Raw genomic sequence first — 26,847 nt, 5'->3', positions numbered from 1 at the left:
GCCGTCGCCGTCACCTATTACCCCACTCCCTGAAGGTGGCTCCGCCATGCCCGAAGCCCTCAACTGCCCTCCCCCGCCCTCCGCCTCCACCAGCTGCTGGCTGCCGCGCAGCAAGCGCTCGCCGGAGGAGGCCCGGCGAGCGCTCGAAAAGCTGCTCGCCGGCCTGCCCCACGGTCAGCGCTTCGCCGACGCCGGGCTGTTGCTGGTCTCGGAGCTCGTCACCAATGCCGTGGTCCACGGCACGCCGCCCGGCAACCGCATCTGGCTGGCGCTCTCCGTCGACGGCTCCCGCCTCCGCATCGAGGTGCACGACGCCCGGGCCGAACGCGGGCCGATCCTCCGCACGACTTCCGGAGAGGACGAGTCGGGGCGTGGTCTCCTGCTCGTCAAGTCGCTCTCCCAGCAGTGGGGTTGCTGCCCGCGCGAACACGTGGGAAAGATCATCTGGGCTGAGATCACCCCGGAGTCCGCGGCCGGCTCCGAGGAGAGTGCCGCGTGAGGGACAACCGCCTGGTCACCGCCGAGATCACCGGCATCATGCCGCCGACGACCTACTTCCTCCTCCCCAAAGCCCTCTCCTCGCTCTGGTTCTCCCTCCAGTTCCGCCCCCTCGGCAGACCCCAGTGGGAGTGGTTCGAGCGCTACCTCACCGGCCCCAGCGCCGAACGGTTCATCGTCGAACACCTCAACCACACCGGCCCGTTGTCCCTGCCGGTGATCCTCCCCGAAAGCGCCCACCACCTGCGCATCCGCTGGACCGTCCCGGGAGTTGACCGGTGATCCGCCGCGTGTACTCCTGGCTCCGCCACGAACCGGGCAACCGGTGGTTCCTCCACTGCTCACGGTCGCCGCTCGCCCGCCTCCTGCGTGCCGAACGCCGCCGCTTCGAAGCCGAACTGGCTCAGTGGCTGCCCGAGGCCTCGGAACGGATCAGGCAGCGGCTGCGGGACAGCATCGCCAACGGACCCCACTGACCGATCGGCGGGCAGGAACGCGCAACAGCCGCGCGGCCCGGGTGGGCCACGCGGCTGTGTGCGAAACGGCAGGTACTGAAGCCCGGCCGTCAGCCCTGGCGGGCGCGGCGGATCACGGAGGTGACCACCGGCGGGAGCAGGTCACCCGCGACGCGCTTGGCCACGTTGGCCGGGCGGCGGCGCTCGGCGGCGCGGGCCCGGCGGTCGGCGAGGTCCCTGGCCGCCTGCTCCTGCTCGCGCCGCAGCTCGCGGCGGGCCTCGTCGGCGGTCCGCTCGGCCTCGCGGCGGGCGGCCTCGGCGGCCAGCCGGTCGTGGTGGCGGGAGGCCGGGACCGGCCCGATGCCCTCCGAGGTGCCGAAGATCCGCAGCACCCGCTGCCCGTTCAGCGCCTCGTTGGCGAGCTCGCAGCCCTTGGCGAGGCCGATCCGGTCCAGCAGGTCGCGCTGGGCCGGCTCAGGGTCGCCCCAGGTGCCGTAGAACTTGCCCTCGGTCAGCACGATCGGCTTGAGGCCGTGGTTGAACACCGCCTCCCAGGTGGCGGCGGCGACCCCCGGGGTGTGCTGCGAGCGGTAGTCGTCCAGGACCACCACGCCGTCCGACCGGAGCGCCGTCCGGGCCACCTGGAGGTCGCCGACCACGTGCTCGTACAGGTGCGAGGCGTCGATGTGGATGAAGCGGAACGCCCCGGCCGGGATGCGGCCGCCGGCCAGGGTCGAGGTGGGCGCCTGGATGATCTCCGGCAGCCGGTCGTGGAAGGCGAGGTAGTTGTTCTCGAACGCGGAGCGGGTCAGCGTCTTCCGGTAGGACGCGTCCATCTCGGCCGCGTTCTCGTCGTCCGGGGCGTCCGAGTCGAACAGGTCGCAGACCGTGAAGGCCTCCCCGGGCTGGAGGTGCGAGCCGATCACGATCGCGCTGCGCCCCAGGTAGGCACCCATCTCCAGCAGGTCACCGGTGACCCCGGCCTTCTCCTGCCGGTTCAGGAACCACTCGAAGAGGTGCCGGTCGTGCTCCCAGAACCAGCCGGGCACGTCATTGAGCGAGGCCGGCTCTGCGGGCCGTTGCTGCTCGGCGGTCAACGCGGCGTCGGTCACGGGATGCTCCTTACGCGGTACGGACGACCCTTGCGAACGATCTCTCTGACGCGGATCCACGGGTCGGCGGGGAGGCTCTCCCCGCCGGCCGTCCGGGGCAGCCTCCGGCCCGACACGGGCACACCGCTCGGACCGGTTGCCAACGGTATTCCCGCGCGCCCGAGTTCGCTGCAATCTACCGCCGACTGATCAGCCGTGAGGAGGTTTCGGACAGAAGAGTTTCGCAACTCGCCACTTCATGGCCGCGTGGTGAACGCATCATCCGGCGGGACCGGTTCCTCCATCCTGCCGCCCCGGTGCCCGGGCTGTCACCATCAACGGGAACGATCTTCGTCGCGCCGGCCGCGCCTACGGTGGTGGCGGGCGGCCCCGCCGGAAGGGGCCCGGAGAGCTGGGAGCGGAGCGGATGAAGGCACCGGAGCGGGCACTGGCCGAGGAGTTGCTGCGGATGGCGGCCGAGGACCAGGGCGCCGCCCACCTCGCCAACAGCCCGGACCTCGCCGAGCAGGCGGTCTGGCGGCGGCTGACCGCCCGGCACGGCGACCGGCTGAACGAGATCATGACGGAGCACGGCTGGCCGTCCGAACCGCTGGCCGGCACGGACGCCGCCCGCGCCGCCTGGCTGGTCGCACAGCACGCGGACCGCCAGCTCGACGTGCAGCGGCGGGCCGTGGCGCTGATGACGGAGGCGGTCGCGGCCGGCGCGGCGAGCGCGCGGGACCTCGCCTTCCTGGCCGACCGGCTGGCCGTCAACGAGGGCCGCGAGCAGCGGTACGGCACCCAGATCGGCGCGGTGGCGGACGGCCGGCCGGTGCCCTGGCCGTGCGAGGACCCGGAGCGGCTGGACGAGCGGCGCGCGGAGGTCGGGATCGAGCCGTTCGAGGAGTACACCGCGCGGTTCGCACCGCGCTGAGCACCCGGCCGGGGGCGCCCCCGACGGCCACGCCGACACCTGGCCCGACCAGGGAGGACACCACCGCGGCCGGTCCGGGTGCGAACCCTGCCCGGCCACGGTACGAACGGCGCCCGGCCGGCGTGCGAACACCGCCCGCACGCCGGTCGGTCACATGATCGACTCTTGCGCCGACGCACCCGGTCCGCCTTGACTGGCACCTGACCAGCGCCGCCCATCGAGCGGCCGAGAAGACGAGAGGACCCAACCGGTGCAGCAGTACGCGGAGTACGGCGACCAGTACATCGACGGCGCCTGGCGGCCCTCCCTCGACACCGGGTCGATCCCGGTGCTGAACCCGGCGACCGAGCAGCCGCTCGCCGCCGTCCCGGCCGGCGGCGCGGCCGATGTGGACGCCGCCGTCGCCGCGGCCCGACGGGCGGCCCGGGCCTGGGCCGCCACCACCCGTGAGGAGCGGCTGGCGCCGCTGACCCGGCTGCGGGACGGCCTGGCCGCCGCGCAGGAGGAGATCGCCGAGACGGTGGTCGCCGAGCTGGGCGCGCCGGTCGGCTTCGCCACCGCCGTGCACGCCGGGCTGCCGCTGGCCGTCACCGGCTCCTACCTCACGCTGCTCGCGGAGTACCCGTTCGAGGAGCGGATCGGCAACTCCGTGGTGCTCGCCGAACCGGCCGGCGTGGTCGCGGCGATCACGCCGTGGAACTACCCGCTGCACCAGATCGTGGCCAAGGTCGTCCCCGCGCTGGCCGCCGGCTGTCCGGTGGTGCTCAAGCCGGCCGAGGACACCCCGCTGGTGGCCCGGCTGTTCGCGCGGCTCGTCCACGGGGCGGGCTTCCCGGCGGGGGTGTTCAACCTGGTGACCGGCACCGGCGCGGTCGCGGGGGCGGCGCTCGCCGGGCACCCGGGCGTGGACGTGGTCTCGTTCACCGGGTCGACCGCCGTCGGCCGGGCGGTCGCCGAGACCGCGGGGCGCGGAATCAGGCGGGTGGCACTGGAGTTGGGCGGCAAGTCCGCCAATGTGGTGCTGCCCGGCGCCGACCTCACCCGGGCGGTCAACGTCAACGTGGCCAACGTCTTCGCCAACTCCGGCCAGACGTGCAGCGCGTGGACCAGGCTGCTGGTCCACCAGGACCAGTACGAGGAGGCGGTGGCGATCGCCGAGCGGGCCGCCGCCAAGTACACCCCGGGCGACCCGGCGGACCCGCAGACCCGGATCGGGCCGGTGGTCAACGCCCGCCAGCGGGAGCGGGTGCGCGGCTACATCACCGGCGCGCTCGCCGAGGGCGCCCGGCTCGTCGCGGGCGGCGCCGACGCCCCCGAGGGCCTGGCCACCGGCTTCTACGTCCGGCCGACGGTACTCGCCGATGTGACCGCCGACATGACGGTCGCCCAGGAGGAGGTGTTCGGCCCGGTACTGGCCGTGCTCGCCTACCGTGACGAGGAGCACGCCGCCGAACTGGCCAACGGCACCGAGTACGGACTGGCCGGCGGCGTCTGGGCCGCGGACACCGACACCGCTGCCGCGTTCGCCCGCCGCCTGGACACCGGGCAGGTGGACCTCAACGGCGGGCGCTTCAACCCGCTGGCGCCGTTCGGCGGTTACAAGAACTCGGGGCTCGGCCGGGAGCTGGGGCGACACGGGCTGGAGGAGTTCCTGCAGTACAAGTCGCTTCAGTACTAGCCGATTTGTGGGGTGCGGGCCCGGCCGGGCCCGCACCCCCCGCGCGCCCATCAGGACAGGTCGACGCCCGGGTAGAGCGGGAAGCCGGCGAGCAGATCGGCGGCGCGCTTGGCGACGCCGTCGCGCAGCGACTCGTCCAGGGTGTACTGGGCCTTGGAGGAGGCGCCGGTGCGGCCGACGGCCGGGGTGGTGCCGCGCAGCACGGTGTCGATCAGGCCGGCGATCTCGTCCATCTCGGCGACGCCCAGACCCCGGGTGGTGAGCGCGGGTGTGCCGAGCCGGACGCCCGAGGTGTACCAGGCGCCGTTCGGGTCCTGCGGGACGGAGTTGCGGTTGGTGACGATGCCCGAGTCCAGCAGCGCCGCCTCGGCCTGACGGCCCGTCAGGCCGTAGCCGGAGACGTCCGCGAGGACGAGGTGGTTGTCGGTGCCGCCGGTGACCAGCTTGCCGCCACGGCGCAGCAGGCCCTCGGCGAGGGCGTGGGCGTTGTCCACCACCCGGCGGGCGTACAGCTGGAACTCCGGGCGGCGGGCCTCGGCGAAGGCGACCGCCTTGGCGGCCATCACGTGCGACAGCGGGCCGCCGAGCACCAGCGGGCAGCCGCGGTCGACGTGCTCGGCCAGCTCGGAGGTGCAGAGCACCATGCCGCCGCGCGGGCCGCGCAGCGACTTGTGGGTGGTGGTGGTGACGATGTGGGCGTGCGGGACGGGGTCGAAGTCACCGGTGAGCACCTTGCCGGCGACCAGCCCGGCGAAGTGCGCCATGTCGACCATCAGGGTCGCGCCGACCTCGTCCGCGATCTCGCGCATCGTCCGGAAGTTCACCAGCCGCGGGTACGCCGAGTAGCCGGCCACCAGGATCAGCGGGCGGAACTCCCGGGCGGTGGCGCGCAGCGCGTCGTAGTCGATCAGGCCGGTGGCCGGGTCGGTGCCGTAGCTGCGCTGCTCGAACATCTTGCCCGAGATGTTGGGGCGGAAGCCGTGGGTGAGGTGGCCGCCGGTGCCCAGGGACATGCCGAGCATCCGCTGGTTGCCGAGCTCGTGGCGGAGTTCGGCCCAGTCCTGCTCGGTGAGGTCGTTGACGTTGCGGACGTCGGCCCGCCGGAGGGCCGGGCTCTCGACCCGCTGGGAGAGCACCGCCCAGAAGGCGGTCAGGTTGGCGTCGATGCCGGAGTGCGGCTGGACGTAGGCGTGGTCGGCGCCGAAGAGCGCGCGGGCGTGCTCGGCGGCGATCGTCTCGACGGTGTCGACGTTGCGGCAGCCGGCGTAGAAGCGGCGGCCGGCGGTGCCCTCGGCGTACTTGTCGCTGAGCCAGTTGCCCATGGCGAGCAGGACGGCCGGGGAGGCGTAGTTCTCGCTGGCGATCAGCTTGAGCGAGGCGCGCTGGTCCTCGATCTCCTGGCCGATCGCGGCGGCGATCCGCGGCTCCACGTCGCGGACGACGTCGAGGGCGCTGCGGAACGCGGTGTTGGCGGCGGCGCTCGCGGTGGTGTGCGGCGTCGCGGGGGTGGCAGGGGTGGCCAAGGCGGTCTCCTCGTGGCAGGCGGACGAGTACGGACGGCCCAGGCGCTCGGCAACTGACGTGCGTCGGCACGGAGCCGCTTCCCGATGGTCGATTCCATCCGTGCGCGCCAGTCGCGGCTCCCTGGGATCGTATCAACGCCCCAGCGGGTGTGGCGGAGATCTCAGAATGCGGGACGACACCCTGCGCATCGCCCGGTTTGCCCCCTTACGGGCGTTCTAGTGCAACGGCACTATTGCAGCGGAATGAAGCCGTCACAATTCCCGAAACATTGCCCCGGAGTTCCGCCGGGAATGATTTGCGGAAGTCCGGTGGTGTCCGATCTGATGGCGTTCGGCAGGCCGCCGGGAAACCCCCGTAGGCCGGTCCGGAAATGCACACCAGCGCACCCTCACCCACGGGGCGGCGGAGAATTCGGGGAGTACGCCTCTCATGGCAGTGGTCGAGACAGTCGCAGGCACGCCCGACGCTCCGGGCGCCCCGGACGCGCCGCGGGCCCGGCCCCCCGCTCCGCAGGACCGCCCGCTGCGCGCCGCGCTGCGCCGGATCCGCCGCGACCGGGTCGGCGCCGCCGCCCTCGCCGTCGTCCTTCTCTTCCTGCTGCTCGCGCTCGCCGCGCCGCTGATCGCCGCCCTGTACGGCAAGAACCCGGTCGAGCACTACGGCCAGAACACGCCCGGCCTGCTCAGCGACGGCGGGCTGCCGATGCTGCCCAACGGCGGTATCTCCGGCGACTTCTGGTTCGGCCTGGAGCCGGGCCTCGGCCGGGACGTGTTCACCCAGCTGCTGTACGGCATCCGCACCTCGCTGCTGATCGCCTTCGCCTCGGCGGTCATCACCACCACCCTCGGGGTGCTGGTCGGCGTCGCCGTGGGCTACCTGGGCGGGGTCACCGACCGGCTCTTCGGCTTCCTCTCCCATGTGCTGCTGGCCTTCCCCACCCTGCTCCTGCTGCTCGCGCTCAGCCCGATCATCCAGTCCCGGCTGGTCGATCCCGGCACCGCGGAACCGGAGTGGATGCAGTTCCTGGTGCTGATCCTGGTCTTCTCCGCGTTCGGCTGGATTCCGCTCGCGCTTTCCCTGCGCGCCTCCGTCCGGTCGCTTCGGGAAAGGGATTTCGTGCAGTCCGCCCGGGCGCTCGGCGCCGGCGGATTCCATATCGTCGTCCGCGAACTCCTGCCGAATGTCCGGGCGCAGCTTCTGGTGCACGCCACGATGGCGGTGCCGACCTTCGTCGCCTCCGAGGCGGTGCTCTCGTTCCTCGGTGTCGGCATCACCGAGCCGATCCCGGACTGGGGCCGGATGATCGCCCGCGGCTCCGAGGTCTTCCAGGCCGACCCGACCTACATGTTCTTCCCGGGCGTGGCGCTGCTGCTCTTCGTGCTGGCCTTCAACCTGCTCGGGGACGCCGTCCGGGACGCCCTGGATCCGCGCGCCGCCCGCTGAGACCCGGCCCGCCGGCCTTCTCCGTCTTCTTCTTCCCGCCGCTCCTCATGTCACCTACCAGCCCCGGCCACCGGGGCAAGGAGAGATTCGCCATGCGCTGGATCAAACCGTCCCTCGCCGTCGTCGCCACCGCGCTGCTGGCGACCTCCTGCTCGGCCGGGGCGGGCGCGGGCTCCGGTGCCGCCGCCGGCGGTCCGGCCGCCAAGGACGCCTCCCCGCTGACCGCCGCGCTCGGCACCGAGAAGGAGAGCGCCGGCCCGGCCCCCGCCGTCCCCGGTGCCCGCCAGGGCGGCACGGTGAACGTCTACAACACCACCGACTTCCGCCACCTCGACCCGCAGAAGGTGTACGCGGGCGCCACCTACAACACCTCGCTGCTCTGGGGCCGCCAGCTGACCCAGTACCAGGTGGTGGACGGCAAGGCCAGGCTGGTCGGCGACCTCGCCACCGACACCGGCACCTCCGCCGACGGCGGCCGCACCTGGACGTACAAGCTCAAGGAGGGCCTGGCCTGGGAGGACGGCCAGCCGATCACCTCCCAGCAGGTCAGGTACGGCATCGAGCGCAGCTTCGGCAAGGGCTACGAGGTCGGCCCGCCGTACTGGCCGCAGTGGCTGACCGGCGAGGCCAGCTACGAGGACGCCCGCAAGAAGTACTCCGGCCCGCAGGACGGCGACCTCGCCGCGATCGAGACCCCGGACGAGCGCACCGTCGTCTTCCACTTCCCGCAGCCGCAGGCCGACGTCCCGTACATGGCCGCGCAGTCCTCCTCCTCGCCGGTGCGCAAGGACAAGGACACCGGTACGGACTACGACCGGCTGCCGTTCGCCAGCGGCCCGTACCGGATCGCCGAGCACGTCCAGAACACCCGGCTGGTGCTGGAGCGCAACCCGCACTGGAAGGCGGAGACCGACCCGATCCGCAACCAGTACCCGGAGAAGTTCGTCTTCACCTTCGGCAAGGAGGCGCTCAACCTCAACCAGGAGATCCTCTCCGGCCGCGACGGCGGCGCCGACGCCACCACGGTCGCCACCCAGCTCTCCCCCGAGCTGTACCAGACCGTCGACACCGACCCGAAGGCGAAGGAACTGGTCGTCTCCGGCCGCCAGGGCGCCTTCGTCACCCAGCTGATGATCAACAACGAGCGGGTGCCGGACGTCGCGGTCCGCAAGGCCCTCCACCTCGCCTACCCTCGCCAGCAGGCCCGCCAGGTCCAGGGCGGCACCCGGATCGGCGAGCTGGCCAGCACGCTCAGCTCGCCCGCGCTGGTCGACTGGCAGACCTACGACCTGTACCCGGCCAAGCCGGAGGGCGACCCGGAGGCCGCCAAGCAGGCGCTCGCCGAGGCCAAGCAGCCGCCGGCCGGCCTGACCTACGCGTACGCCAACACGCCCACCGGGCAGCGGGTCGCCCAGGTGCTGGTCGAGGGCTTCGGCAAGGCCGGCATCACCATCGTGCCCAAGCCGGTCGACCCGAAGGCCCTGCTGGACGAGGCACACCGCGCCGACTCCCCGTACGACCTCTTCGAGGAGACCAGTTCGGTGGACTGGCCGACCCCGTCCACGCTGATCCCGTTCTCCTTCGACGGCCGCGCCAACAGCGACCTCAACGCCGCCCGGTACCACAACGCCGAGGTGGACAAGGAGATCGACCGGATCAACCAGATCGGCGAGCCCCGGCAGAAGGCCAAGGAGCTGTACGCGCTGGAGCAGACCGTGATGAAGGACCTGCCGGTGCTGCCCTTCGCCTACCCCAACATGAACCAGCTGCGCGGCAGCAACATCGGCGGGGCGTTCATCCACCCGATCTACGGGTCGGTCAGCCTGGCCTGGCTCTACCTGAAGTCCTGAGCCTCGCCCGCCCCGGCCCCCGCCGTCCGCGCGGGGGCCGGGGCGGGGCCCCTCCTCGCTCCCTGTCTCCGTCGTCTCCCCTGCCTCCTCTGTTTCCCTCCTCCTCGACCCCGGACCGGCCATGCTCTCCTTCGCCCTGCGGCGGACCCTCCAGGCCCTCGCCGTGCTGGTCGCGGTCTCCGCCGCCGCCTTCGCCCTCTTCTACGCCGCCCCCGCCGACCCGGCCCGCGCCGCCTGCGGCCCGCGCTGCGACACCGGCCAGGTCGCGGCGGTCCGCCAGAGCATGGGACTGGACCAGCCGCTGCTGACCCAGTACACCGACTACCTGGCCGGGGTGGTCGCCGGACGGGACATCAGCGACGTCGACGGCTCCGTCATCCACTGCGACGCGCCGTGCCTCGGCTACTCCTACCGGCTCCACCAGCCCGTCACCGAGGCGCTGGCCGACCACCTGCCGGTCACCTTCTCGCTCACCGCCGGCGCACTCGTCGTCCTGATGGTGCTCGGTCTCGGCACCGGCTTCGTCTCCGCGCTGCGCCACGGCACCCGCACCGACCGGCTGCTCTCCGGCTTCACCCTGGTCGGCGCGAGCGTGCAGATCTACTTCCTCGGGTACGTCGCCCAGTGGGCGCTGGTCTACTCGACCGGCCTGCTGCCACTGCCCTCCTACACCCCGCCGTCGAAGGACCTGGCCGCCTGGGCGGGCGGGATGCTGCTGCCCTGGCTGGTCCTCGGCTTCGTCAACTCCGCCGTGTTCGCCCGGCTCTCCCGCTCCCAGCTGCTGGAGACGATGAACGAGGAGTACGTCCGCACCGCGCGCGGCAAGGGCCTCGGCCGGCTGCGCGCCCACCTCAAGTACACCTCGCGCGGCGCCGCCGGACCGCTGGTGCAGTTGCTCGGTCTGGAGGCCGGCGCGCTGCTGGGCGGTGCGGTGATCACCGAGACGGTGTTCGGCCTGAACGGCGTCGGCACCTTCGCGGCGGAGGCCGTCTCCGGGCAGGACCTGCCCGCCGTGGTCGGCGCCGTCCTGCTGGCCGCCTGCTTCGTGGTGCTGTTCGTCGCGCTGGCCGACCTGGTGGTGGCCTGGCTCGACCCCCGCATCCGCCTCAGCTGACCCGCCCATACGTTGTGGAGTCCCCGACCGTGAACGCCCCTTCCTCCCCCGACCCGGTGCTCAGCGTCCGCGACCTGTCCGTCACCTTCGCCGATCCGCGCGGCGGCGCCCCCGTGCAGGCCGTCCGCGGGCTCTCCTTCGACCTCGCCCGGGGTGAAGTCCTGGGCCTGGTGGGCGAGTCCGGCTCCGGCAAGTCCGCGACCGGGCTCGCCGTACTCGGCCTGCACGACCCGCGCACCACCACCGTCACCGGCTCCGTCCGGCTGGGCGGCACCGAGTTGGTGGACGCCGACGAGTCCGTCCTGCGCGGCGTACGGGGCGGCCGGGCGGCACTGGTCTTCCAGGACGCGCTCACCTCGCTCAGCCCGTTCCACGGCGTCGGCGCCCAACTCGCCGAGATGTACCGGCTGCACCACCCCGGCGCCGACCGCGCCGAGGCCCGGCGGCGGGCGGCCGCGATGCTCGACCGGGTCGGCATCCCGGCCGGCCGGGCCCGCGACTACCCGCACCAGTTCTCCGGCGGCATGCGCCAGCGCGTGATGATCGCGATGGCCCTGATGAACGACCCGGACGTGCTGATCGCCGACGAGCCGACCACCGCGCTGGACGCCCGGGTCCAACGGCAGGTCCTCGACCTGCTGGGCGAGTTGCAGCGCGAGCACGGCACGGCCGTGCTGCTGGTCAGCCACGACCTGGGCGTGGTGGCGGGCACCACCGACCGCACGCTGGTGCTGCGCGGCGGCGAGCAGGTGGAGTCCGCGCCGACCGCCGAACTGCTGGCCGCCCCGCGGCAGCCGTACACCCGCGCCCTGGTCGGCGCGGCGCTCACGCTGGAGACGGTACCGGGCACGCCGCTGCCGACGGTTGACGATCCGTCACCGTCGTTCTCGTTCGCCGGTCGGCGGCCTGCCGGGGCGGTGGGGCCGGCAGGGCCGACGGGAACGGGTCGCTGGCTGGTCGAGGTGGAGGACCTCAGCGTCCACTTCCCCGGCCGCCGCCGCTTCCCCGGCATCCGCCCGGGCGAGCCCGTCCGGGCCGTGGAGGGCGTCAGCCTGCGGATCGCCCCCGGCGAGACGGTCGGCCTGGTCGGCGAGTCCGGCTCCGGCAAGTCCACCACCTCCCGCGTCCTGGCCGGACTGCAGCACCCCACCGGCGGGCGGGTGCGGTACGACGGCGTGGACGCCACCACCCCCGACCGGGCGCTGCGCCGGCGCCTCAGCCGGGAGATCCAGCTGGTCTTCCAGGACCCGTACGCCTCGCTCAACCCGCGCCGCACCGTCGCCCAGACCCTCGACACCCCACTGCGTCTGCACACCGCCCTGTCCGCGCCCGAGCGCCGCGAGCGGTCCGCCGAACTGCTGGAGCAGGTCGGTCTGCCGGCCGCCCATCTGGACCGCTACCCGCACGAGTTCTCCGGCGGCCAGCGCCAGCGGATCGGCATCGCCCGCGCGCTCGCCCCCGAGCCGCGCCTGATCATCGCCGACGAGCCGGTCTCCGCACTGGACGTCTCGGTGCAGGCCCAGGTGCTCAACCTACTGATGGAGCTGCGCGAACGCCTCGACGTCGCCTTCCTGTTCGTCTCCCACGACCTCGCCGTGGTCCGGCACTTCTGCGACCGGGTGGCCGTGATGCACGGCGGCCGCCTGGTCGAGAGCACCGACCGCGACCAGCTGTTCACCGCCCCGCACACCGACTACACCAGGGAGCTGCTGGCCGCCGCGCACTGAGGGTGTGTCGCCACCCCTTCCCCGATCCGCTGCGCCTACGATCGGCTACCGGCAGTGATCACTCCTCCGGGGTGGTCGTCCGTCCGGAAGGAAGGGGTTCCCGATGACCCTCGTCAGCCAATCCGCCACCCTGATCCAGCTGTTGGGCCGCCTCCACCCGGAGGCCCTGGACGGCATCCGCCCGCACCTGCCCGTCCTCGGCCCCACCTGGCACGTCCACCCGGCCGGACACCACCAGCCGGCGCTCAACCCGCAACCGATCCCGCCCGGCGCGACCGAGCTGCGGTTCGCCGTCGCCGCCACCGTCGGCGCGGTGGCCAACGCCGCCATCACCGCCCGGCTTTCGGGCGGCAACGCCCGTGCCATCCTCACCGAGGCCGGGGACGACTGGTGCCCCACCCCGCCCGAGCGGGCGATCCCCTGGCCCAAGTACTGGCCGCTCCCCTGGCAGCCCGACGCGCCTTACCCGATCGACCCCGGTTACGCCACCCCCGCCGTCCAGGCCCAGGCGGCGCTGGCCTTCCAGGGCTACGCAACCGGCGTCGCCGACGAGGAACTGGGCGCCGCCTTCGGCGAACTGGCGGAACGGCTCGCCCAGGCGGCACTGCGGAACGCGGGCTGAGCCACGCCTACGGCAGCGGGTCGGTGGCCGGCAGCGGAATGCAGGCGTCCGCGGACACCTCCTCCACCAGACCGCGGCCGGCGAACCGTCACGGACGCAGAACGAAGGTGGCACCGGCGTTAATCGTTGGCACGTCAAAGGGCTGAAGGGTCATGCTCGTATCCCGCCGCACCCCCGACCGCCGAGGAGAGCCGACCGCCATGACCGCCCCCGACCACGAACTCGTCGACGCCGCCACCCAGGTGGTCCGGTCCTACGCCCGGGCCGACAACCACACCGTCGCGGCTGCCGCCCGCAACGCCGACGGCCGGATCGTCACCGCCCTGAACGCCTACCACTTCACCGGCGGCCCCTGCGCCGAACTCGTCCTCATCGGAGCGGCGGCGGCCCAGGGCGCGTACGACCTGACGGAGATCGTCGCCGTCGCCGACGGGGAGCGGGGCGTCATCTCCCCGTGCGGGCGCTGCCGCCAGGTGCTGCTCGACTACTTCCCCACCATCAACGTCATCGTCGGCCCGAACGACGCGCTGCGCACCGTCCCCGTCCTCGACCTGCTCCCCGAGGCGTACATCTGGGCGGACCACCAGGCCTAGCGCGTAGCGCGCTCCCGCTCCGGGGCGGCCGCCGACTCCTCCGTGGCCCCGACCCGGGGCGGGGCCACACCAGGGCGCGGACGGTACCGGGATCCCCGCGTCACCTTCGGTCGGAGTGCTCGTACCACCGCTCGATGCTCGCCTTGTAGCCGTCCGACATGACCAGGCTCGGCACTTCGTCCCGCCGGAAGAGCCTGGCCTCCCTGCGCTCGCCGCTGACGACCGGCGGGGCACTGGCGCCGTCGAGCCGATGGCATCCGTACGTCACGATGAAAACGTAGCGCCCGGGCAGGGGTTGGTAGGTGCACACGTCGAGGACCGGGCCGGCCTCGGCCCGCCACCCGCTCCCTTCGAGGATCTCCTGGGCGACGCGGTCCGGTGCCGCCTCGCCGGACTCCATTTTTCCGCCGGGCAGTTCCCACTCGGCCCGCTCGTTCTTCAGCAGGAGGACGCGCCCCTCGTCGTCGAGCACAACACCCTTGATCGAGATCGGGAACCTGGGCGGGACATATGGCTCGCTGGTCATGGCCTCTTCCGTAATGGGACATCTGGCACAGGTTTCCTGAACGTACCAGGGCGCCAACTGTTGATTGACCATCAGCGCGCTTGACACGACTCCTACTTGAACACGAAAGAGGCCTCCCGTCCGGAAAGGCGCTCGCCGCTCGAACGCGATGTCGAGCCAGCCGCTCGCCGTGCCGAGCGGCCGCTCCCGGATGCGTTGAAGGGTGAACGCCCCACCGGCGGTGGAGGTGTTCGACATTCATCCTTTCAGGGGTATTCGGCGGGGAACCGGGCCTGCCTCCGCGCCGGTCAGCGGCGGTTCCCCGGCGCCCCGGGGCCGGATGTTCGGCTGCGCCCGTCCCGCCGGAGGGGTTAGCGTGCAGGCGTCGTGTTACCGCAGGCAAGGGGGAACGTTGTCCGAGGAACTGCTCATCGCGAAGATCGGCCACGGGTTCGACCATCTCGACGCGGACGGCGACGGACAGTTGACGGCGCACGACCACATCCTGATGGGCCGGTCCGTGGCGCTGTCGCTCGGATATCCGGAGAGGTCGGAGGCCGAACAGCGAATCGTCGCCGCGTACCTCTCGATCTGGCACGACCTGCACCTCGCGCAGCTGCCGGCGGGGACGACCGCCATCACCCGGACGCAGTTCATCGAGTCGACCCGGACGCTCGCCGACGACCCCGCCGCCGCGCGGGCGAGCCTCGGGGCGCTGGCCGAGGCCTTCCTCGCGATCGCCGACACCGACGGCAGCGGCACGGTCGACGCGGACGAGTTCTTCCTCTTCCAGCGCGGCCACTTCCCCGGCCTCGACCGCCAGGACGCGGACGAGGCGTTCCGCCGGCTCGACCGGGACGGCGACGGGAGCCTGTCGGCGGCGGAGTTCACCGACGGCATCATCGAGTACTGGTCCGGCCGCGACCCGCAGGCCCCCGGCAACTGGTGGGCGGGCCGGCCCCCGTTCCCCGGGTAGTCCCGGGCGTCCGCGGGCCGCGCCGGGCGGACGAGCGGGGGCCGGCCAGGTCTCAGCGGATCGTCGCGAACGCCTCGTCGATCGCCGCGCAGGTGGCCTCGACGTCCTCGTCGGTCACCGCGGCCGAGACGAACCAGCAGGCCAGCCCGTACGCGTTGACGTGGATACCGCGCACCAACAGGGCGTGCCGGAAGGCATCGTAGCGCCGCTGGTCCAGCGCGAGGGTGTCGCGGTACTGCCGGGTCGGCGAGCCGTCGGCGGTGAACACCACCTGGAACATCGCGCCGACGCCCTGCACCGCGCACGGGACCCGGTGGTCGTGCGCGGCCCGGCGGACCGCCTCCATGATGCGCCTGCCGGCCGAGTCGATCCGCTCGGTGACCGCCGGGTCGGCGAGCCGGGTGAGCGTGGCCAGGGCGGCGGTGGCGCAGAGCGGTGAACCGTTGTAGGTGCCCCCGTGCTTGACCCGGTTGGCGGCGACCTCGCCCATGATGTCCGCGCGCCCGGCGAAGGCGGCGATGGGCAGTCCGCCGCCCAGCGCCTTGGAGTAGACGGCCAGGTCGGGGACGACACCGAACAGGGACTGCGCGCCGCCGGGACCGGTGCGAAAGCCCGTGCAGACCTCGTCGAAGACCAGGACGAGCCCGCGCCGGGTGCACTCCTCCCGCAGGGTCTCCAGGAAGCCCGGATCCGGCATGGTACAGGCGTTGTTGGCGACGATCGGCTCGCAGATCACCGCCGCGATCTCGTCCCGGTGCGCGTCCAGTACCGCACGGAGCGCCGCCGGGTCGTTCCACGGGCAGACCACCACGTCGTCCACGACGCCCGCCGGGATGCCGGGAGAGTGCGGGAGGGCCGACGGCGCGTCGTAGGGGCCCACCTCGGCGGCGGTGGGCCGGTTGGAGACCGCGAGCACGTCCGTCCACCCGTGGTAGTGCCCCTCGAACTTCAGGATCCTGGACCGCCCGGTGAAACCGCGGGCCGCCCGGACCGCTCCCTGGATCGCCTCCGAGCCCGAGTTGGCGTAGCGCACCAGGTCCGCACAGGGGACCATCTTCTGGATCTGCTCGGCCAGTTCGATCTCCGGCAGATTGCAGGTGCCGAACATCGTGCCGGTGGCCAGAACCCCGCCGAGCACCCGGGCCAGGGCCGGGTCGGCGTGACCGAGGACGGCACTGCCGTAGGAGATCAGGAAGTCCACGTACTCGTTGCCGTCGGCGTCCCAGATGTGCGCCCCGGCGCCGCGCTCGATGTACAGGGGATACGGATGCGGGCCGGTGGAGGTGATCCGCGAGGAGGAACTCACCCCGCCTGCCAGGGACTTGTTCGCCCGATCGAACAGGGCGCGACTGGTGCCGGTCCGCGGACCCGCCGGCATGCCGGGGTCGGTGGCGTCGAAGGTGTGCTGAGTGGTCATCCGCTGTTCCTGTCCATGTGGTTCGGTCCGGTGGCCCGGATCCCGTGGTCCGGAGGGTCCGGACCACTCGGTGGTGCGGCGTTTCGTTGACCTGATGGGCGCTCTTGACGGCGAAGGCCGCCGTCCAAAAACTGATCTCTCGTCATGCACCTGGAATGTACAAGGGGTTGATTCCGTGGTCGCGAAGATCTCCGTGGTGACCGGAGCCGGCAGTGGTGTGGGCCGGGCCTGCGCACTGGCACTGGCGGCGGACGGCTGGTCGGTCGTCCTGGCCGGCCGCCGCAAGGACGCGCTGGAGGAGACCGCCCGGCTCGCCGGCCCCTCCCTCGCGGACCGGCTGGTGCCGGTGCCCACGGACATCACCGACCCGGCGGCCGTGCGTGAGCTGTTCGGCGAGGTCGCGCTCCGCTTCGGCCGGATCGACCTGCTGTTCAACAACGCGGCCGACACCATGGCGTACATCCCCACCGAGGACGTCGCCGTCGAGGACTGGAACCGCGTCCTCGGCTCCATCGCCACCGGCAGCTTCCTCTGCGCCCAGGCCGCGTACCGGATGATGAAGGAGCAGTCGCCGCGCGGCGGCCGGATCATCAACAACGGCGCGCCCTCGGCCCATGTCCCCCGCCCCGACTCGATCGCCTTCACCGCCGCCAAGCACGCGGTGGCCGGGCTGACGAAGTCGCTCTCCCTGGACGGGCGCCGCCACGACATCGCCTGCGGCCAGATCGACATCGGCAATGTGACGCCCGTCGGCCGGGAGCAGCCCGCCGCCCGCCAGCCCGACGGCAGCCTCCGGGTCGAGCCGACGATGGACGTGCGGCACGTCGCGGAGACGGTGGTGGCGATGGCGGCCCTGCCCCTGGGGGTGAACATCCCCTCGGTCACCGTGATGCCGAGCGCCATGCCGTACGTCGGCCGGGGGTAGGGCGTCTCCTACGGACCCTGTCGGGCGCCGTACCCGGCCTCGGCCGACTCCGGTCGGGCCGGGGCCAGGGTCGAGGTCCGGTCCGGGGCCGGGGCCGGCAGGCCCGCGACGTACGCCTCGATCTCGACGCCCGGGCCGAGCCGGCCTGACAGCTCCCAGGCGATCATGCGGTGCAGTCCGTCCAGATGAGTGAGCCCGTCCGGTCGCAGCAGTCCCTGGTAGTCGGTGCTGCCGATGGCCGAGGTGCTCAGGAAGACCGGGGTGAAGGGCTGCTCGGCCTGGCGGAGCAGCTTGCGCCAGCAGCACGGGTTCGACCGGGCGTAGCCGTCGCCCAGCTCGCGCAGCCGGGCCACGGTCTCGGCGACGGTCAGCCCGGCCGGGGAGACCAGCTCCAGCTCACCGCCTTCGCCGAGGTGCCACGGCAGCACGGTGTCCAGCACCTCCGCCCGGTCGAGCCGGACCTTCCCCCAGCTGCCGAACAGCTTCTCGGCGCTGAGCAGATGGGCGTCGCCGTCGCTGTTGGAGTTCTCCTCGTGTACCCGGTCCGCCGGGTGCTCCTGCCGGTAGAGGCGCAGCACGGTCTCGAAGTCGAGCCTGGAGACGATTCTCATCGGGCGGGTCCCTTCGGGGTCGGGGCGCAGCGGTTCGGTTTCGTGGTGGCTCCCTTCGGATGCGGGGGTGGCCCGCTTCGGGGGCGGCCCGGTTCAGTTCGGCCTGACGTACTCGGTGAAGTGCCGCTCGGCGAACAGCTCGGGCCACCGGCCGCCGTCCAGCCCGAGTGCCCTGCCCCGGGCGAGCAGGTGGCGCCAGTAGGGCTTGACCGGCGGCCAGCTGACACCACACTGACAGTACGAGCTGTCCACCATGTACCGCTCACGGCGCTGACCTGCGGGTGAGGGACGGCGGGCGTGGAAGAGCGCCGAGTGGAGGAGCACGGTGGAGCCCGGCGGCAGGTCGTCGATCACCGCCTCGCCGGGGAGTTCCGCGGTACCGAGATGGGCTCTGGCGCGTTTTCCCGCCAGTTCCCGGTGCGAGCCGGGAAGTACCGCGAGCGCGCCCACCGTCGGGTCGAGTCCGCCGAGATAGTGCAGCGCGTGGACCATGACTTTCGAACGGTCGGCGTGCGGGCCCTGCTCGTAGTCGTGATGCCATTCCTTGCCGGCCGATCCCGGGGCCTGGCGATTGCTGTGCATGTGGTGGAAGACGAAATCCGGGCCGATCAGCCGGGAGATTGTCGAGAGCAGCGGCGGGTGGCCGACCAGTTCGCCGTGGGCGGCCAGCTCGATCTCCAGGACGGCGGGGGTTCCGGCCGATTCCGGGTCGAGGCAGGCCGCGATCGAGCGGTCCCGGAGGCCGGTGTCGACCCAGCGGTCGACCTCGGTTTCCAGTCGGGCGACGAGATCCGACGGCAGGAAGGCGGGGAGCACGAGATAGCCGAGCTCGAAGAACCGCGTGACCTGTGCGGTGTCGAGCGCGATGGTGGTGCCGTGGTTGTCCATTCTCCAGGCTCCAGAGGGTTGTCGGTGCCGTTCGACCTCCCCGTCGGCCGCGACCGCGACCGCTGCCCGGAGAGGCCCTGGGAACGTCTTGCCATGACGCGTGCACCATGGCGTTACTTGGAGTCAACCGAACAGCTACTAGGAATATCCCACACCCTGCATGCTCATGCCATGAATTGGGACAATGACCGAATAGCTTCGTTCTGGCCGGGACCAGACCGAATGTTCCGGAATGCGGACGTTATCCCGTCTGCGCGGATACGCCGAACCCGGCCGAATCAAAGGAATTGGCCCGCGCAGACGACAGCCGGGAATCCCCCCGACGCCACCCGGCGGGCTCCCGTAGGGTGCCGGGCATGCTCCTGTGGATCAACGGGCCCTTCGGCGGCGGCAAGACACAGACGGCGCACGAGCTCCGGCGCCGGCTCCCCGGCAGCGTGATCTGCGACCCGGAGGAGGTCGGGTTCGGGCTGCACCGGATGCTGCCGAAGCCGCTGCGGGGCGACTTCCAGGACCTGCCGGCCTGGCGGCAGGGCGTGTACGAGGTGCTGGACCGCACGCTGACCGAGTACCGAGGGGCGGTGATCGTGCCGATGACCGTCGTCGAGCCTGCGTACTTCGCCGACACCGTCGGACGGCTGCGCGAACGCGGCCATGACGTACGACACTTCGCCCTGCTGGCCGAGCGGGAGACGGTGCTGCGGCGGCTGCGCGAGCGCGACTTCGGGCATGCCGTCCGGCTGGTCGGAGGCAAGGACGCGCCGCTGCGCCGGGAGAGTTTCGCCGTCGCCAAGCTGGACCACTGTCTGGAGCGGCTCAACGGCGACGCGTTCGGCGAGCACCTCCACACCGACCACCTCCCCGTCGCGCGGGTCGCCGACCGCATCGCCGCCTCGGCCGGGCTGACGCTCGCGCCCAACACGGACGGCGAGCTCCGTGGCAGGCTGCGCCGGGCGTGGACGGGGGTCCGGCAGATCCGGTTCGGCTGATTCCGACTGAGAGGCCGCGAACGACTGCTTCGGCACCGTCGCGATGGGCCGCGACACCTACGACCCGGGGCCGGTGGTCGACCTTGACCAGCCCCTACGCCCACCTGCGGCAGATCGCCTCCTCCCGCTCCCTCACCACCGGCCCGGACCCGGCGGTGGAGCTCACCGCCGGCGGCCAGGCGTCCGACCGGTAGGCGTCCGGTCGGCGGGATCGGCGGGCGTCCGGCGGGACGGCCTGCGGGGAGAAGGCGCCCGGCTGACGCTCACCACCAGGCAGACGCCCGCGACCACGATCGCCCCGCCCAGCAGGGTGGGGCCGGTCAGCGGCTCGGCCAGGATCAGCCAGCCGAGCAGCACCGCCACCACCGGGTTCACGTACGCGTAGGTGGCGACCAGCGTCAGTGGCGCGGACCGCAGCAGCCAGGCGTACGCGGTGAAGGCGACCAGCGAACCGGCCACCACCAGGTAGCCGAGCGCCAGCCAGGAGCGGCCGGAGACGGCGCCCGGGTCGAAGCCGCGCTGCTCGCCGCGGACCAGGGCGATCAGCAGGTTGCCCAGGCCGCCCACGAGCATCTGGTACGCGCTCGCGGCGAGGACGTTGCCCGGCATCGCGATCCGTTTGGCGGCGAACGAGCCGGCCGCCCAGGCCAGCGTGGCGCAGATGACCACGATCACCCCGGCGGGCGCGATGTCCCCGCCGATCGCGGGCGCGGAGAGCACCGCCAGCCCGGCCAGGCCGACCAGCACACCGGCCAGTTCGGCGGGCTTCGGACGGTCGCCGCTCGCCGCCGTCAGCAGCACCATCCAGAGCGGGACGGCGGCGACCAGCAGGGCGGCCAGTCCGGACGGGACGGAGTTCTCGCCGAGCACCACCAGCCCGTTGCCCCCGGTCAGCAGCAGGCCGCCGACCAGCGCGGACGAGCCCAGCTGCCGCAGGTTCACCCGCAGGCCGGCCCGCCCGTGGCGGACCAGGACGAAGACGGCCAGCAGCAGTCCGGCACAGAGGAAGCGCGCCGAGGCGGAGAGAAAGGAGGGCATCGTCTCCAGCGCGATCCGGATCGCCAGATAGGTCGACCCCCACACCACGTACACCAGGGCGAGCGCTCCCCAGACCGCCCCGCCCAGCCGGGCGGCCCCGGGGGCGGCTGAGTCCGTCGCGGACTTGGGTGAGACGGGTGCTGTCATGGGTGTCCCCCTTGGACGGTGCTGACGAAACACCCGCTATGAGAGCGCATCGGCGGCCCGTCGCGCCAGTGGGTATCGCCAGGCGGCCACCGCGACGTACCGTGGGCGCTCCCCAGCCAGGAGGTGGCGACCCCGTGCCCACCGGTTCGTCCGCTGGTTCGTCCGCCGATTCGTCGGCCGGCCTGCCGTTCTTCGTCTACGGCACGCTCCGCAGCGACGGTGGCAACCACGCCGCCCACCTGGCCGGCCACTGCGCGGACATCCGGTCGGCCGTCCTGGACGGCGCCGCGCTGCACGACGGCCCCGGCTTCCCGTACGCCCTGCCGGACCAGGCACCGGGCCGGCGGATCGTGGGCGAGCTGATCACCGTGCACGCCGACGCGTACGCCCCCGCGCTCGCCGGGCTCGACGCTCTGGAGGGCTGCCGGGCGGACGGCACCGGCCACTACGTCCGGCGCCGGCTGGCCGTGCGCACCGAGACCGGCGAGACCCTGGACGCCTGGGTCTACCTGGCCGGCCCGGCCGTCGCCGCCCGGCTGCGCGCCCACCCCGCGCTCATCCCGTCCGGGGACTGGACGCAGCGGTGAGGGCGCGGGCCCGCCTGCGGCCCGCGCCCTCACCACCACCAGCCACTGCGACTGCGACTGCGACTGCGACTGCGACTGCGACAACAGCCGGTCAGGACTTGCCGACACCCGCGGCGACGCGGTCGCCGAGGTTCTTGTCGACATTGCGCCAGTACTGCACCGCCCGCTCCAGCACCGGGTCGGTGACCCCGTCCTTGAGGTGGCCGACGATGTTCGAGACCAGCCGGTCGCGCTGCGCGTCGTTCAGCACCTTGCGCACCATCGTGCCGGCCTGCCCCCAGTCGTCGTCCTCGGCGTGCAGCGAGTACGCCTCACGCACCATCTCGCCGGAACTCTGCCACCCGGCGGCCGGGTCGTCGTACCGCTGCGGGTCCGCCGCCGGGCCGCCCTTGGAGTTGGGCGCGTACGGTGCGGCCGTGCGCGCCGGGTCGAAGCGCATCGGACCGTCCTTGGCGTACGAGTGCACCGGGACGTGCGGCCGGTTCGGCGGCAGCTGGGCGTAGTTGGGGCCGATCCGGTAGCGGTGGGTGTCGGGGTAGGAGAAGATCCGGCCGAGCAGCATCTTGTCCGGCGAGACGCTGACGCCGGGGACCAGGTTGGAGGGCTCGAAGGCGGCCTGCTCGATGTGGATGAAGTAGTCCTCGGGGTTGCGGTTCAGGGTCATCGTCCCGACCTTGATCAGCGGGTAGTCGCCGTGCGGCCACACCTTGGTCAGGTCGAAGGGGTTGAACCGGTAGCCGGGCGCCTGGTCGAACGGCATGACCTGGACGTACAGCGTCCAGGACGGGTGGTTGCCGTGCTCGATGGCGTGCCAGAGGTCCTGGCGGTGCAGGTCCGGGTCGGTGCCGGCCAGCCGGTCGGCCTCCTCCGCGGTGAGGAAGTCGATGCCCTGGTCGGTCTTGAAGTGGTACTTGACCCAGTGCCGCTCACCGCTCGCGTTGATCCATAGATAGGTGTGCGAGCCATAGCCGTTCATATGCCGGTACGACTTCGGGATGCCGCGGTCGCCCATCAGCCAGGTGACCATGTGCGCGGACTCCGGCGACAGCGTCCAGAAGTCCCACTGCATGTCGTGGTCGCGCAGCCCGTTGTCGGGGCGGCGCTTCTGCGAGCGGATGAAGTCCTGGAACTTGATCGTGTCGCGGACGAAGAAGACCGGCGTGTTGTTGCCGACCAGGTCGTAGTTGCCGTCCTCGGTGTAGAACTTCAACGCGAACCCGCGGGGGTCGCGCCAGGTGTCCGGGCTGCCCTGCTCCCCGGCCACGGTCGAGAAGCGGGCCAGCATCTCGGTCCGCTTGCCCGGCTGGAACAGGGTCGCCTTCGTGTACCGGCTGACGTCCTCCGTCGTCTCGAAGACGCCGTACGCCCCGGCTCCCTTGGCGTGCACCACCCGCTCGGGCACCCGCTCCCGGTTGAACTGGGCCATCTTCTCGATCAGATAGTGGTCGTGCAGCAGAATCGGGCCGTCCCGGCCCACCGTGAGTGAGTTCTCGTCACTCGGCACCGGGATGCCCACGTTGTTGGTGGAGTACGGGACCGCTGACTCGGACATGGTGTCCTCCGTTGCGTGCTGAGGTCCCCCCTGACGACGCTAGCCCGGTCCCGGAAGACCTGCACCCCGACGGCCGGGAAGGCCCGCACCCCAGCGGGAAAGGCCCGTATCCCGACGGCCGGGAAGGCCCGCACCCTGGCCGGGAGAGGCGGGCGAACCGCCAGGTAGGCTGCCCCGACCACGCCAAACGGATCGACGAGGAGCCACCCGGTGCCCGAGCTGCCACCCCCGATCACCGTCGTCGGGATCGGGGCCGACGGCTGGCCCGGCCTCGCCGGCACCTCCCGGGCGGCGCTGCGGACCGCCGAGGTGGTGATCGGCGGGCCCCGGCAGCTCGCCCTGCTGCCCGCCGACGAGGTGGCCGCCGAACGGGTGCCGTGGCCCTCACCGCTGCGCCCGGCCGTCCCCGGGCTGCTGGCCGAGCACGCCTCGCGCGCGGTGGCCGTCCTCGCCAGCGGGGACCCGATGTTCTACGGCATCGGCCGCACCCTCGCCGAGACCGTCGGAGCCGAACGGCTGCGTGTACTGCCGCACCCCTCCTCCGTCTCCTACGCCTGCGCCCGGCTCGGCTGGCCGCTCGAAGCCACCGAGGTGGTGAGCCTGGTCGGCCGCCCCCTGGACCCCCTCACCCTCGCCCTCCACCCCGGCCGCCGCCTGCTGGTGCTCAGCTCCGACGCCGCCACCCCGGCCGCCGTCGCCGGGCTGCTCACCGCGCGCGGCCACGGCGCCGCCCGGCTGAGCGTGCTGGAGCAGCTCGGCGGACCGGGCGAACGGCGGCTGGACGGTCCGGCGGACGGCTGGCCCCACCCGGCCGGCGACCCGCTGAACGTCATCGCCGTCGAACTGGCCGACGGCCCCCGGACGTCCCTCGTCCCAGGTCTGCCCGACGACTCCTACGAGAGCGACGGCCAGCTCACCAAGCGGCACGTCCGCGCCGCCACCCTCGCCACGCTGGCCCCCGCCCCCGGCGAACTGCTCTGGGACGTCGGCGGCGGCTCCGGCTCGATCGCCGTCGAGTGGCTGCGCGCGCACCGTGACTGCCAGGCCGTCAGCATCGAGCGGGACGCCGTCCGGGCCGGGCGCATCGCCCGCAACGCCGCCGCGCTCGGCGTGCCCCGGCTACGCGTGGTCACCGGGCCCGCACCCGCCGCGCTCGCCGGACTGCCCACCCCCGACGCCGTGTTCATCGGCGGCGGGCTCACCGCGCCCGGCCTGCTGGACGCCTGCTGGGCGGCGCTGCCACCGGGCGGGCGACTGGTCGCCAACACCGTGACGCTGGAGTCCGAGGCCCTGCTCACCGAGTGGTACCGGCGCCACGGCGGCGAGTTGCTGCGGCTCTCCGTCGCGCACGCCGTCCCGGTGGGCGGCTTCACCGGCTGGCGGCAGGCGATGCCCGTCACCCAGTGGTCCGCCGTCAAGCCCGCACGGCCGGCCGTCGAGCACGTACCGCCCGCCGGTGAGCCCGCGCAGCCCGCCGCCAAGCCCTCTGCCGTTTAGGAGACTCCTCGTGACCGTCCACTTCATCGGAGCCGGCCCGGGCGCCGCCGACCTGATCACCCTGCGCGGCCAGCGGATCCTGGCCCGCGCCGAGGTCTGCCTCTACGCCGGCAGCCTGGTGCCGCGCGAGCTGCTGGACGAGTGCCCGCCCGGCGCCCGGCTGGTCGACACCGCGCAGCTCAACCTGGACCAGATCATCGCCGAGCTGGTCCGCGCGCACGAGGCCGGGCAGGACGTGGCCCGGCTGCACTCCGGCGACCCGTCCGTCTTCAGCGCCGTCGCCGAACAGATGCGCCGGCTGGACGCGGCCGGCGTCCCGTACGAGGTCGTACCCGGCGTGCCCGCCTTCGCCGCCGCGGCGGCCGCGCTGAAGCGGGAACTGACGGTGCCGACCGTCGGCCAGACCGTCATCCTCACCCGGATCGCCAAGCGCGCCACCCCGATGCCCGAGGGCGAGGACCTGGCCACCCTCGGCCGCAGCGGCGCCCTGCTGGTGCTGCACCTGGCCGCCGGGTACGTGGACGACGTGGTCGAGCAGCTGCTGCCGCACTACGGCGCCGACTGCCCGGCCGCCGTGGTCGCGATGGCCAGCCGCCCCGACGAGCTGGTGCTGCGCGGCACCCTGGCCGACATCGCCGGGCAGCTGAAGGCGGCGGGCGTGGTCCGGACGGCGGTGATCATCGTCGGACGGACGCTGGCCGCCGAGCAGTTCCGCGACAGCCACCTCTACTCGGCGGACCGCGAGCGCCCGCACGAGCCCTGCGGGGCCTGATGGCACACGTCCTGATCCTCGGCGGCACCACGGAGGCCCGCGCGCTGGCCTCCGCACTGACCGGTGCCGCCGCGCTGCGGGTCACCAGCTCGCTGGCCGGCCGGGTCGCCGAACCCCGGCTGCCCGCCGGGGAGGTCCGGATCGGCGGCTTCGGCGGGCCGGACGGACTCGCCGACTGGCTCCGGGCCGAGCGGGTGGACGCGCTCGTGGACGCCACCCATCCGTTCGCCGCCGCCATGTCGCACAACGCGGCCCTCGCGGCCGCCGCCACCGGCGTACCGCTGCTGGCCCTGCGCCGCCCGGGCTGGACACCGGTGGCCGGGGACCGCTGGCACCCGGTGGCCTCGCTCGCCTCCGCCGCCGCGCTGCTGCCCTCCCTCGGCCGGCGCGTCTTCCTGACCACCGGCCGCCAGGGCATCGGCGCCTTCGCCCGCCTCGACGGCCTGCACTTCCTGGCCCGCTCGGTCGAACCGCCGGAGCCGCCGATGCCGGCCGCCACCGAAGTCCTGCTCGACCGGGGCCCGTTCACCCTCGACGGTGAGCGGGAGCTGCTGCGCGCGCACCGCATCGACGTGCTGGTCACCAAGGACAGCGGTGGCGCCGCCACCGCCCCCAAACTGACCGCCGCCCGCGAACTCGGCCTGCCCGTGGTGATCGTGGAGCGCCCGGCGGTACCGGCCGGCGTACCGGTCGCACCGGACGTCCCGGCGGCCGTCGGCCGGCTGGAGCGGCTGCTCGGCCTGGGGATCACGACGGTGGGCGGCTGACGCCACCGCCCTCGGAAATCACCGGGCGGGCGTCCGGCCCCTTCGGCAGAATGGGCGCATGAAGAGCGATCAGCGCACCGAGACCCCGCGGACGGGCGACGAACGGTCCACCCTGACCGGTTTTCTGGACTATCAGCGGGACACCCTCGCCATGAAGTGCGCCGGGCTGACCGCCGAGCAGCTCCGGACCCGGGCACTCGCGCCGTCGGGGCTCTCGCTGCTCGGCCTGGTCCGGCACCTCGCCGAGGTCGAGCGGAGCTGGTTCCGCAACGTCCTCAACAACGAGGCCCGGAACGGCTTCTGGAAGCACCCCGACGGCACCTTCGCCGAGTTCGACACCGACACCGCCGACCCCGACGAGGCCTTCACCGTCTGGCGCCGCGAGTGCGACCACGCCCGGGAACTCGTCGCCGCCGCCGAGTCGTTGGACGTACTCGGGCACTACGGCGAGGAGGTCTTCTCGCTGCGCTGGATCCTCACCCACATGATCGAGGAGTACGCCCGCCACAACGGCCACGCCGACCTCCTGCGCGAGCACCTCGACGGCGAAACCGGGGAGTAGCCGGACCGGATGTCGTCCGGCTGTCGGCTGGATGTCGCCTGGCTGTTGACCGGCCTCGGTGGCTGAGGCCGGTCGACAGGCGGTT

The 26,847-nt window shown here is 72.8% G+C and carries 27 protein-coding genes and 1 riboswitch; of the genes, 19 read left to right on the top strand and 8 right to left on the bottom strand.

Annotated features, from left to right (window positions below; all coding sequences use genetic code 11):
• The first annotated feature begins 46 nt into the window (after nucleotides 1–46).
• Genes ACIQIB_RS04195 through ACIQIB_RS04185 form a run of 3 tightly spaced genes read left to right on the top strand, consistent with a single transcriptional unit; the run spans nucleotide 47 to nucleotide 974 of the window.
• Entirely contained in the window at nucleotides 47–499 is a 453-nt protein-coding gene (locus ACIQIB_RS04195; RefSeq protein ID WP_363611681.1) for an ATP-binding protein, read from the top strand.
• Complete coding sequence (locus ACIQIB_RS04190; protein WP_363611679.1) at nucleotides 496–780, top strand: hypothetical protein; 285 nt, start codon at nucleotides 496–498, stop codon at nucleotides 778–780. Before ACIQIB_RS04195 ends, ACIQIB_RS04190 begins: the two co-directional genes overlap by 4 nt.
• Entirely contained in the window at nucleotides 777–974 is a 198-nt protein-coding gene (locus tag ACIQIB_RS04185; protein ID WP_363611677.1) for a hypothetical protein, read from the top strand. The genes ACIQIB_RS04190 and ACIQIB_RS04185 overlap by 4 nt, the downstream gene beginning before the upstream one ends.
• 89 nt (nucleotides 975–1,063) lie before the next feature.
• On the opposite strand, the gene ACIQIB_RS04180 is transcribed toward ACIQIB_RS04185, so the two are convergent.
• Nucleotides 1,064–2,065 (bottom strand): class I SAM-dependent methyltransferase, encoded by a 1,002-nt coding sequence (locus tag ACIQIB_RS04180; protein ID WP_400649288.1) that lies wholly within the window; start codon nucleotides 2,063–2,065, stop codon nucleotides 1,064–1,066.
• A 406-nt stretch (nucleotides 2,066–2,471) separates the two neighbouring features.
• On the opposite strand from ACIQIB_RS04180, the gene ACIQIB_RS04175 reads away from it, so the two are divergent.
• Together ACIQIB_RS04175 and ACIQIB_RS04170 are read left to right on the top strand one after the other, a co-directional pair.
• A complete protein-coding gene (locus ACIQIB_RS04175; RefSeq protein ID WP_400756547.1) occupies nucleotides 2,472–2,978 on the top strand; it encodes a DUF6624 domain-containing protein in 507 nt (168 codons plus the stop codon).
• Nucleotides 2,979–3,228: 250 nt separating this feature from the next.
• Nucleotides 3,229–4,656 (top strand): aldehyde dehydrogenase family protein, encoded by a 1,428-nt coding sequence (locus tag ACIQIB_RS04170; protein ID WP_400756545.1) that lies wholly within the window; start codon nucleotides 3,229–3,231, stop codon nucleotides 4,654–4,656.
• A gap of 50 nt (nucleotides 4,657–4,706) precedes the next feature.
• On the opposite strand, the gene ACIQIB_RS04165 is transcribed toward ACIQIB_RS04170, so the two are convergent.
• A complete protein-coding gene (locus tag ACIQIB_RS04165) occupies nucleotides 4,707–6,179 on the bottom strand; it encodes a glycine hydroxymethyltransferase (protein ID WP_400756543.1) in 1,473 nt (490 codons plus the stop codon).
• Between the two features lie 29 nt (nucleotides 6,180–6,208).
• Nucleotides 6,209–6,304, bottom strand: a riboswitch (ZMP/ZTP riboswitch).
• Nucleotides 6,305–6,609: 305 nt separating this feature from the next.
• On the opposite strand from ACIQIB_RS04165, the gene ACIQIB_RS04160 reads away from it, so the two are divergent.
• The 6 genes from ACIQIB_RS04160 (at nucleotide 6,610) to ACIQIB_RS04135 (ending at nucleotide 13,529) form a co-directional block, all read left to right on the top strand.
• Nucleotides 6,610–7,623 (top strand): ABC transporter permease, encoded by a 1,014-nt coding sequence (locus ACIQIB_RS04160; RefSeq protein ID WP_400649297.1) that lies wholly within the window; start codon nucleotides 6,610–6,612, stop codon nucleotides 7,621–7,623.
• A 92-nt stretch (nucleotides 7,624–7,715) separates the two neighbouring features.
• Nucleotides 7,716–9,473, top strand: a complete 1,758-nt coding sequence (locus ACIQIB_RS04155) for an ABC transporter substrate-binding protein (RefSeq protein WP_400756542.1) — start codon at nucleotides 7,716–7,718, stop codon at nucleotides 9,471–9,473.
• A 121-nt stretch (nucleotides 9,474–9,594) separates the two neighbouring features.
• Nucleotides 9,595–10,587 carry an ABC transporter permease gene (locus ACIQIB_RS04150; RefSeq protein ID WP_400756540.1) on the top strand — a complete coding sequence of 331 codons (993 nt, stop codon included), beginning with the start codon at nucleotides 9,595–9,597 and terminating at the stop codon, nucleotides 10,585–10,587.
• 29 nt (nucleotides 10,588–10,616) lie between these two features.
• Nucleotides 10,617–12,314: a dipeptide ABC transporter ATP-binding protein gene (locus tag ACIQIB_RS04145; RefSeq protein ID WP_400756538.1), complete on the top strand. Its 1,698-nt coding sequence runs from the start codon at nucleotides 10,617–10,619 to the stop codon at nucleotides 12,312–12,314.
• Between the two features lie 103 nt (nucleotides 12,315–12,417).
• A complete protein-coding gene (locus tag ACIQIB_RS04140; RefSeq protein ID WP_363606580.1) occupies nucleotides 12,418–12,936 on the top strand; it encodes a hypothetical protein in 519 nt (172 codons plus the stop codon).
• A 200-nt stretch (nucleotides 12,937–13,136) separates the two neighbouring features.
• Nucleotides 13,137–13,529: a cytidine deaminase gene (locus ACIQIB_RS04135; RefSeq protein WP_363606579.1), complete on the top strand. Its 393-nt coding sequence runs from the start codon at nucleotides 13,137–13,139 to the stop codon at nucleotides 13,527–13,529.
• 100 nt (nucleotides 13,530–13,629) lie between these two features.
• Here the strand turns inward: ACIQIB_RS04135 and ACIQIB_RS04130 are convergent, their stop codons facing one another.
• The gene (locus ACIQIB_RS04130; protein WP_363606577.1) at nucleotides 13,630–14,292 is read right to left on the bottom strand and encodes an NUDIX domain-containing protein; all 663 of its coding nucleotides are present in this window, start codon (nucleotides 14,290–14,292) and stop codon (nucleotides 13,630–13,632) included.
• A 154-nt stretch (nucleotides 14,293–14,446) separates the two neighbouring features.
• Between ACIQIB_RS04130 and ACIQIB_RS04125 the strand changes: the two genes are divergently transcribed.
• The gene (locus ACIQIB_RS04125; RefSeq protein WP_363606576.1) at nucleotides 14,447–15,010 is read left to right on the top strand and encodes an EF-hand domain-containing protein; all 564 of its coding nucleotides are present in this window, start codon (nucleotides 14,447–14,449) and stop codon (nucleotides 15,008–15,010) included.
• Between the two features lie 52 nt (nucleotides 15,011–15,062).
• Here the strand turns inward: ACIQIB_RS04125 and ACIQIB_RS04120 are convergent, their stop codons facing one another.
• On the bottom strand, nucleotides 15,063–16,427 hold the full coding sequence (locus ACIQIB_RS04120) for an aspartate aminotransferase family protein (protein ID WP_400756536.1): 1,365 nt from the start codon (nucleotides 16,425–16,427) through the stop codon (nucleotides 15,063–15,065).
• 175 nt (nucleotides 16,428–16,602) lie between these two features.
• Here ACIQIB_RS04120 and ACIQIB_RS04115 point away from each other — a divergent pair, with 175 nt between their 5' ends.
• Nucleotides 16,603–17,352 carry an SDR family oxidoreductase gene (locus ACIQIB_RS04115; protein WP_363606573.1) on the top strand — a complete coding sequence of 250 codons (750 nt, stop codon included), beginning with the start codon at nucleotides 16,603–16,605 and terminating at the stop codon, nucleotides 17,350–17,352.
• Between the two features lie 8 nt (nucleotides 17,353–17,360).
• On the opposite strand, the gene ACIQIB_RS04110 is transcribed toward ACIQIB_RS04115, so the two are convergent.
• Both ACIQIB_RS04110 and ACIQIB_RS04105 read right to left on the bottom strand, forming a co-directional pair.
• Nucleotides 17,361–17,963 carry a DUF6309 family protein gene (locus ACIQIB_RS04110; RefSeq protein ID WP_363606572.1) on the bottom strand — a complete coding sequence of 201 codons (603 nt, stop codon included), beginning with the start codon at nucleotides 17,961–17,963 and terminating at the stop codon, nucleotides 17,361–17,363.
• A gap of 93 nt (nucleotides 17,964–18,056) precedes the next feature.
• Complete coding sequence (locus ACIQIB_RS04105) at nucleotides 18,057–18,851, bottom strand: phytanoyl-CoA dioxygenase family protein (RefSeq protein ID WP_400756534.1); 795 nt, start codon at nucleotides 18,849–18,851, stop codon at nucleotides 18,057–18,059.
• A gap of 356 nt (nucleotides 18,852–19,207) precedes the next feature.
• On the opposite strand from ACIQIB_RS04105, the gene ACIQIB_RS04100 reads away from it, so the two are divergent.
• Nucleotides 19,208–19,840 (top strand): AAA family ATPase, encoded by a 633-nt coding sequence (locus ACIQIB_RS04100; RefSeq protein ID WP_400649317.1) that lies wholly within the window; start codon nucleotides 19,208–19,210, stop codon nucleotides 19,838–19,840.
• A 162-nt stretch (nucleotides 19,841–20,002) separates the two neighbouring features.
• Here the strand turns inward: ACIQIB_RS04100 and ACIQIB_RS04095 are convergent, their stop codons facing one another.
• On the bottom strand, nucleotides 20,003–21,025 hold the full coding sequence (locus tag ACIQIB_RS04095; protein WP_400756532.1) for an EamA family transporter: 1,023 nt from the start codon (nucleotides 21,023–21,025) through the stop codon (nucleotides 20,003–20,005).
• Between the two features lie 134 nt (nucleotides 21,026–21,159).
• On the opposite strand from ACIQIB_RS04095, the gene ACIQIB_RS04090 reads away from it, so the two are divergent.
• Nucleotides 21,160–21,612, top strand: coding sequence for a gamma-glutamylcyclotransferase family protein (locus tag ACIQIB_RS04090; RefSeq protein WP_400756531.1), 453 nt, complete (start codon nucleotides 21,160–21,162; stop codon nucleotides 21,610–21,612).
• A 91-nt stretch (nucleotides 21,613–21,703) separates the two neighbouring features.
• Here the strand turns inward: ACIQIB_RS04090 and ACIQIB_RS04085 are convergent, their stop codons facing one another.
• Nucleotides 21,704–23,164 carry a catalase gene (locus ACIQIB_RS04085; protein WP_363606564.1) on the bottom strand — a complete coding sequence of 487 codons (1,461 nt, stop codon included), beginning with the start codon at nucleotides 23,162–23,164 and terminating at the stop codon, nucleotides 21,704–21,706.
• A gap of 210 nt (nucleotides 23,165–23,374) precedes the next feature.
• Here ACIQIB_RS04085 and cbiE point away from each other — a divergent pair, with 210 nt between their 5' ends.
• Genes cbiE through ACIQIB_RS04065 form a run of 4 tightly spaced genes read left to right on the top strand, consistent with a single transcriptional unit; the run spans nucleotide 23,375 to nucleotide 26,762 of the window.
• Nucleotides 23,375–24,661 carry a precorrin-6y C5,15-methyltransferase (decarboxylating) subunit CbiE gene (gene cbiE / locus ACIQIB_RS04080; protein ID WP_400756528.1) on the top strand — a complete coding sequence of 429 codons (1,287 nt, stop codon included), beginning with the start codon at nucleotides 23,375–23,377 and terminating at the stop codon, nucleotides 24,659–24,661.
• Nucleotides 24,662–24,671: 10 nt separating this feature from the next.
• The gene (gene cobM, locus ACIQIB_RS04075; protein WP_363606561.1) at nucleotides 24,672–25,433 is read left to right on the top strand and encodes a precorrin-4 C(11)-methyltransferase; all 762 of its coding nucleotides are present in this window, start codon (nucleotides 24,672–24,674) and stop codon (nucleotides 25,431–25,433) included.
• Nucleotides 25,433–26,200, top strand: coding sequence for a cobalt-precorrin-6A reductase (locus ACIQIB_RS04070; protein WP_400756526.1), 768 nt, complete (start codon nucleotides 25,433–25,435; stop codon nucleotides 26,198–26,200). The genes cobM and ACIQIB_RS04070 overlap by 1 nt, the downstream gene beginning before the upstream one ends.
• A gap of 58 nt (nucleotides 26,201–26,258) precedes the next feature.
• Nucleotides 26,259–26,762 (top strand): DinB family protein, encoded by a 504-nt coding sequence (locus ACIQIB_RS04065; protein ID WP_363606558.1) that lies wholly within the window; start codon nucleotides 26,259–26,261, stop codon nucleotides 26,760–26,762.
• Nucleotides 26,763–26,847: the final 85 nt, after the last annotated feature.

This window comes from Kitasatospora sp. NPDC092286, from assembly GCF_044755565.1.
Taxonomy (GTDB): Bacteria; Actinomycetota; Actinomycetes; order Streptomycetales; family Streptomycetaceae; genus Kitasatospora.
This window is presented reverse-complemented; position numbering and strand designations above follow the sequence as displayed.

Excerpts from the sequence above, each read along its gene's own strand:
- ACIQIB_RS04195 (WP_363611681.1), top strand. The coding sequence starts at position 47 with ATGCCCGAAGCCCTCAACTGCCCTCCCCCGCCCTCCGCCTCCACCAGC.
- ACIQIB_RS04175 (WP_400756547.1), top strand. The coding sequence starts at position 2,472 with ATGAAGGCACCGGAGCGGGCACTGGCCGAGGAGTTGCTGCGGATGGCG.
- ACIQIB_RS04160 (WP_400649297.1), top strand. The coding sequence starts at position 6,610 with ATGGCAGTGGTCGAGACAGTCGCAGGCACGCCCGACGCTCCGGGCGCC.
- ACIQIB_RS04155 (WP_400756542.1), top strand. The coding sequence starts at position 7,716 with ATGCGCTGGATCAAACCGTCCCTCGCCGTCGTCGCCACCGCGCTGCTG.
- ACIQIB_RS04150 (WP_400756540.1), top strand. The coding sequence starts at position 9,595 with ATGCTCTCCTTCGCCCTGCGGCGGACCCTCCAGGCCCTCGCCGTGCTG.
- ACIQIB_RS04140 (WP_363606580.1), top strand. The coding sequence starts at position 12,418 with ATGACCCTCGTCAGCCAATCCGCCACCCTGATCCAGCTGTTGGGCCGC.
- ACIQIB_RS04135 (WP_363606579.1), top strand. The coding sequence starts at position 13,137 with ATGACCGCCCCCGACCACGAACTCGTCGACGCCGCCACCCAGGTGGTC.
- ACIQIB_RS04130 (WP_363606577.1), bottom strand. The coding sequence starts at position 14,292 with ATGTCGAACACCTCCACCGCCGGTGGGGCGTTCACCCTTCAACGCATC.
- ACIQIB_RS04120 (WP_400756536.1), bottom strand. The coding sequence starts at position 16,427 with ATGACCACTCAGCACACCTTCGACGCCACCGACCCCGGCATGCCGGCG.
- ACIQIB_RS04110 (WP_363606572.1), bottom strand. The coding sequence starts at position 17,963 with ATGAGAATCGTCTCCAGGCTCGACTTCGAGACCGTGCTGCGCCTCTAC.
- ACIQIB_RS04105 (WP_400756534.1), bottom strand. The coding sequence starts at position 18,851 with ATGGACAACCACGGCACCACCATCGCGCTCGACACCGCACAGGTCACG.
- ACIQIB_RS04100 (WP_400649317.1), top strand. The coding sequence starts at position 19,208 with ATGCTCCTGTGGATCAACGGGCCCTTCGGCGGCGGCAAGACACAGACG.
- ACIQIB_RS04095 (WP_400756532.1), bottom strand. The coding sequence starts at position 21,025 with ATGACAGCACCCGTCTCACCCAAGTCCGCGACGGACTCAGCCGCCCCC.
- ACIQIB_RS04085 (WP_363606564.1), bottom strand. The coding sequence starts at position 23,164 with ATGTCCGAGTCAGCGGTCCCGTACTCCACCAACAACGTGGGCATCCCG.
- ACIQIB_RS04070 (WP_400756526.1), top strand. The coding sequence starts at position 25,433 with ATGGCACACGTCCTGATCCTCGGCGGCACCACGGAGGCCCGCGCGCTG.
- ACIQIB_RS04065 (WP_363606558.1), top strand. The coding sequence starts at position 26,259 with ATGAAGAGCGATCAGCGCACCGAGACCCCGCGGACGGGCGACGAACGG.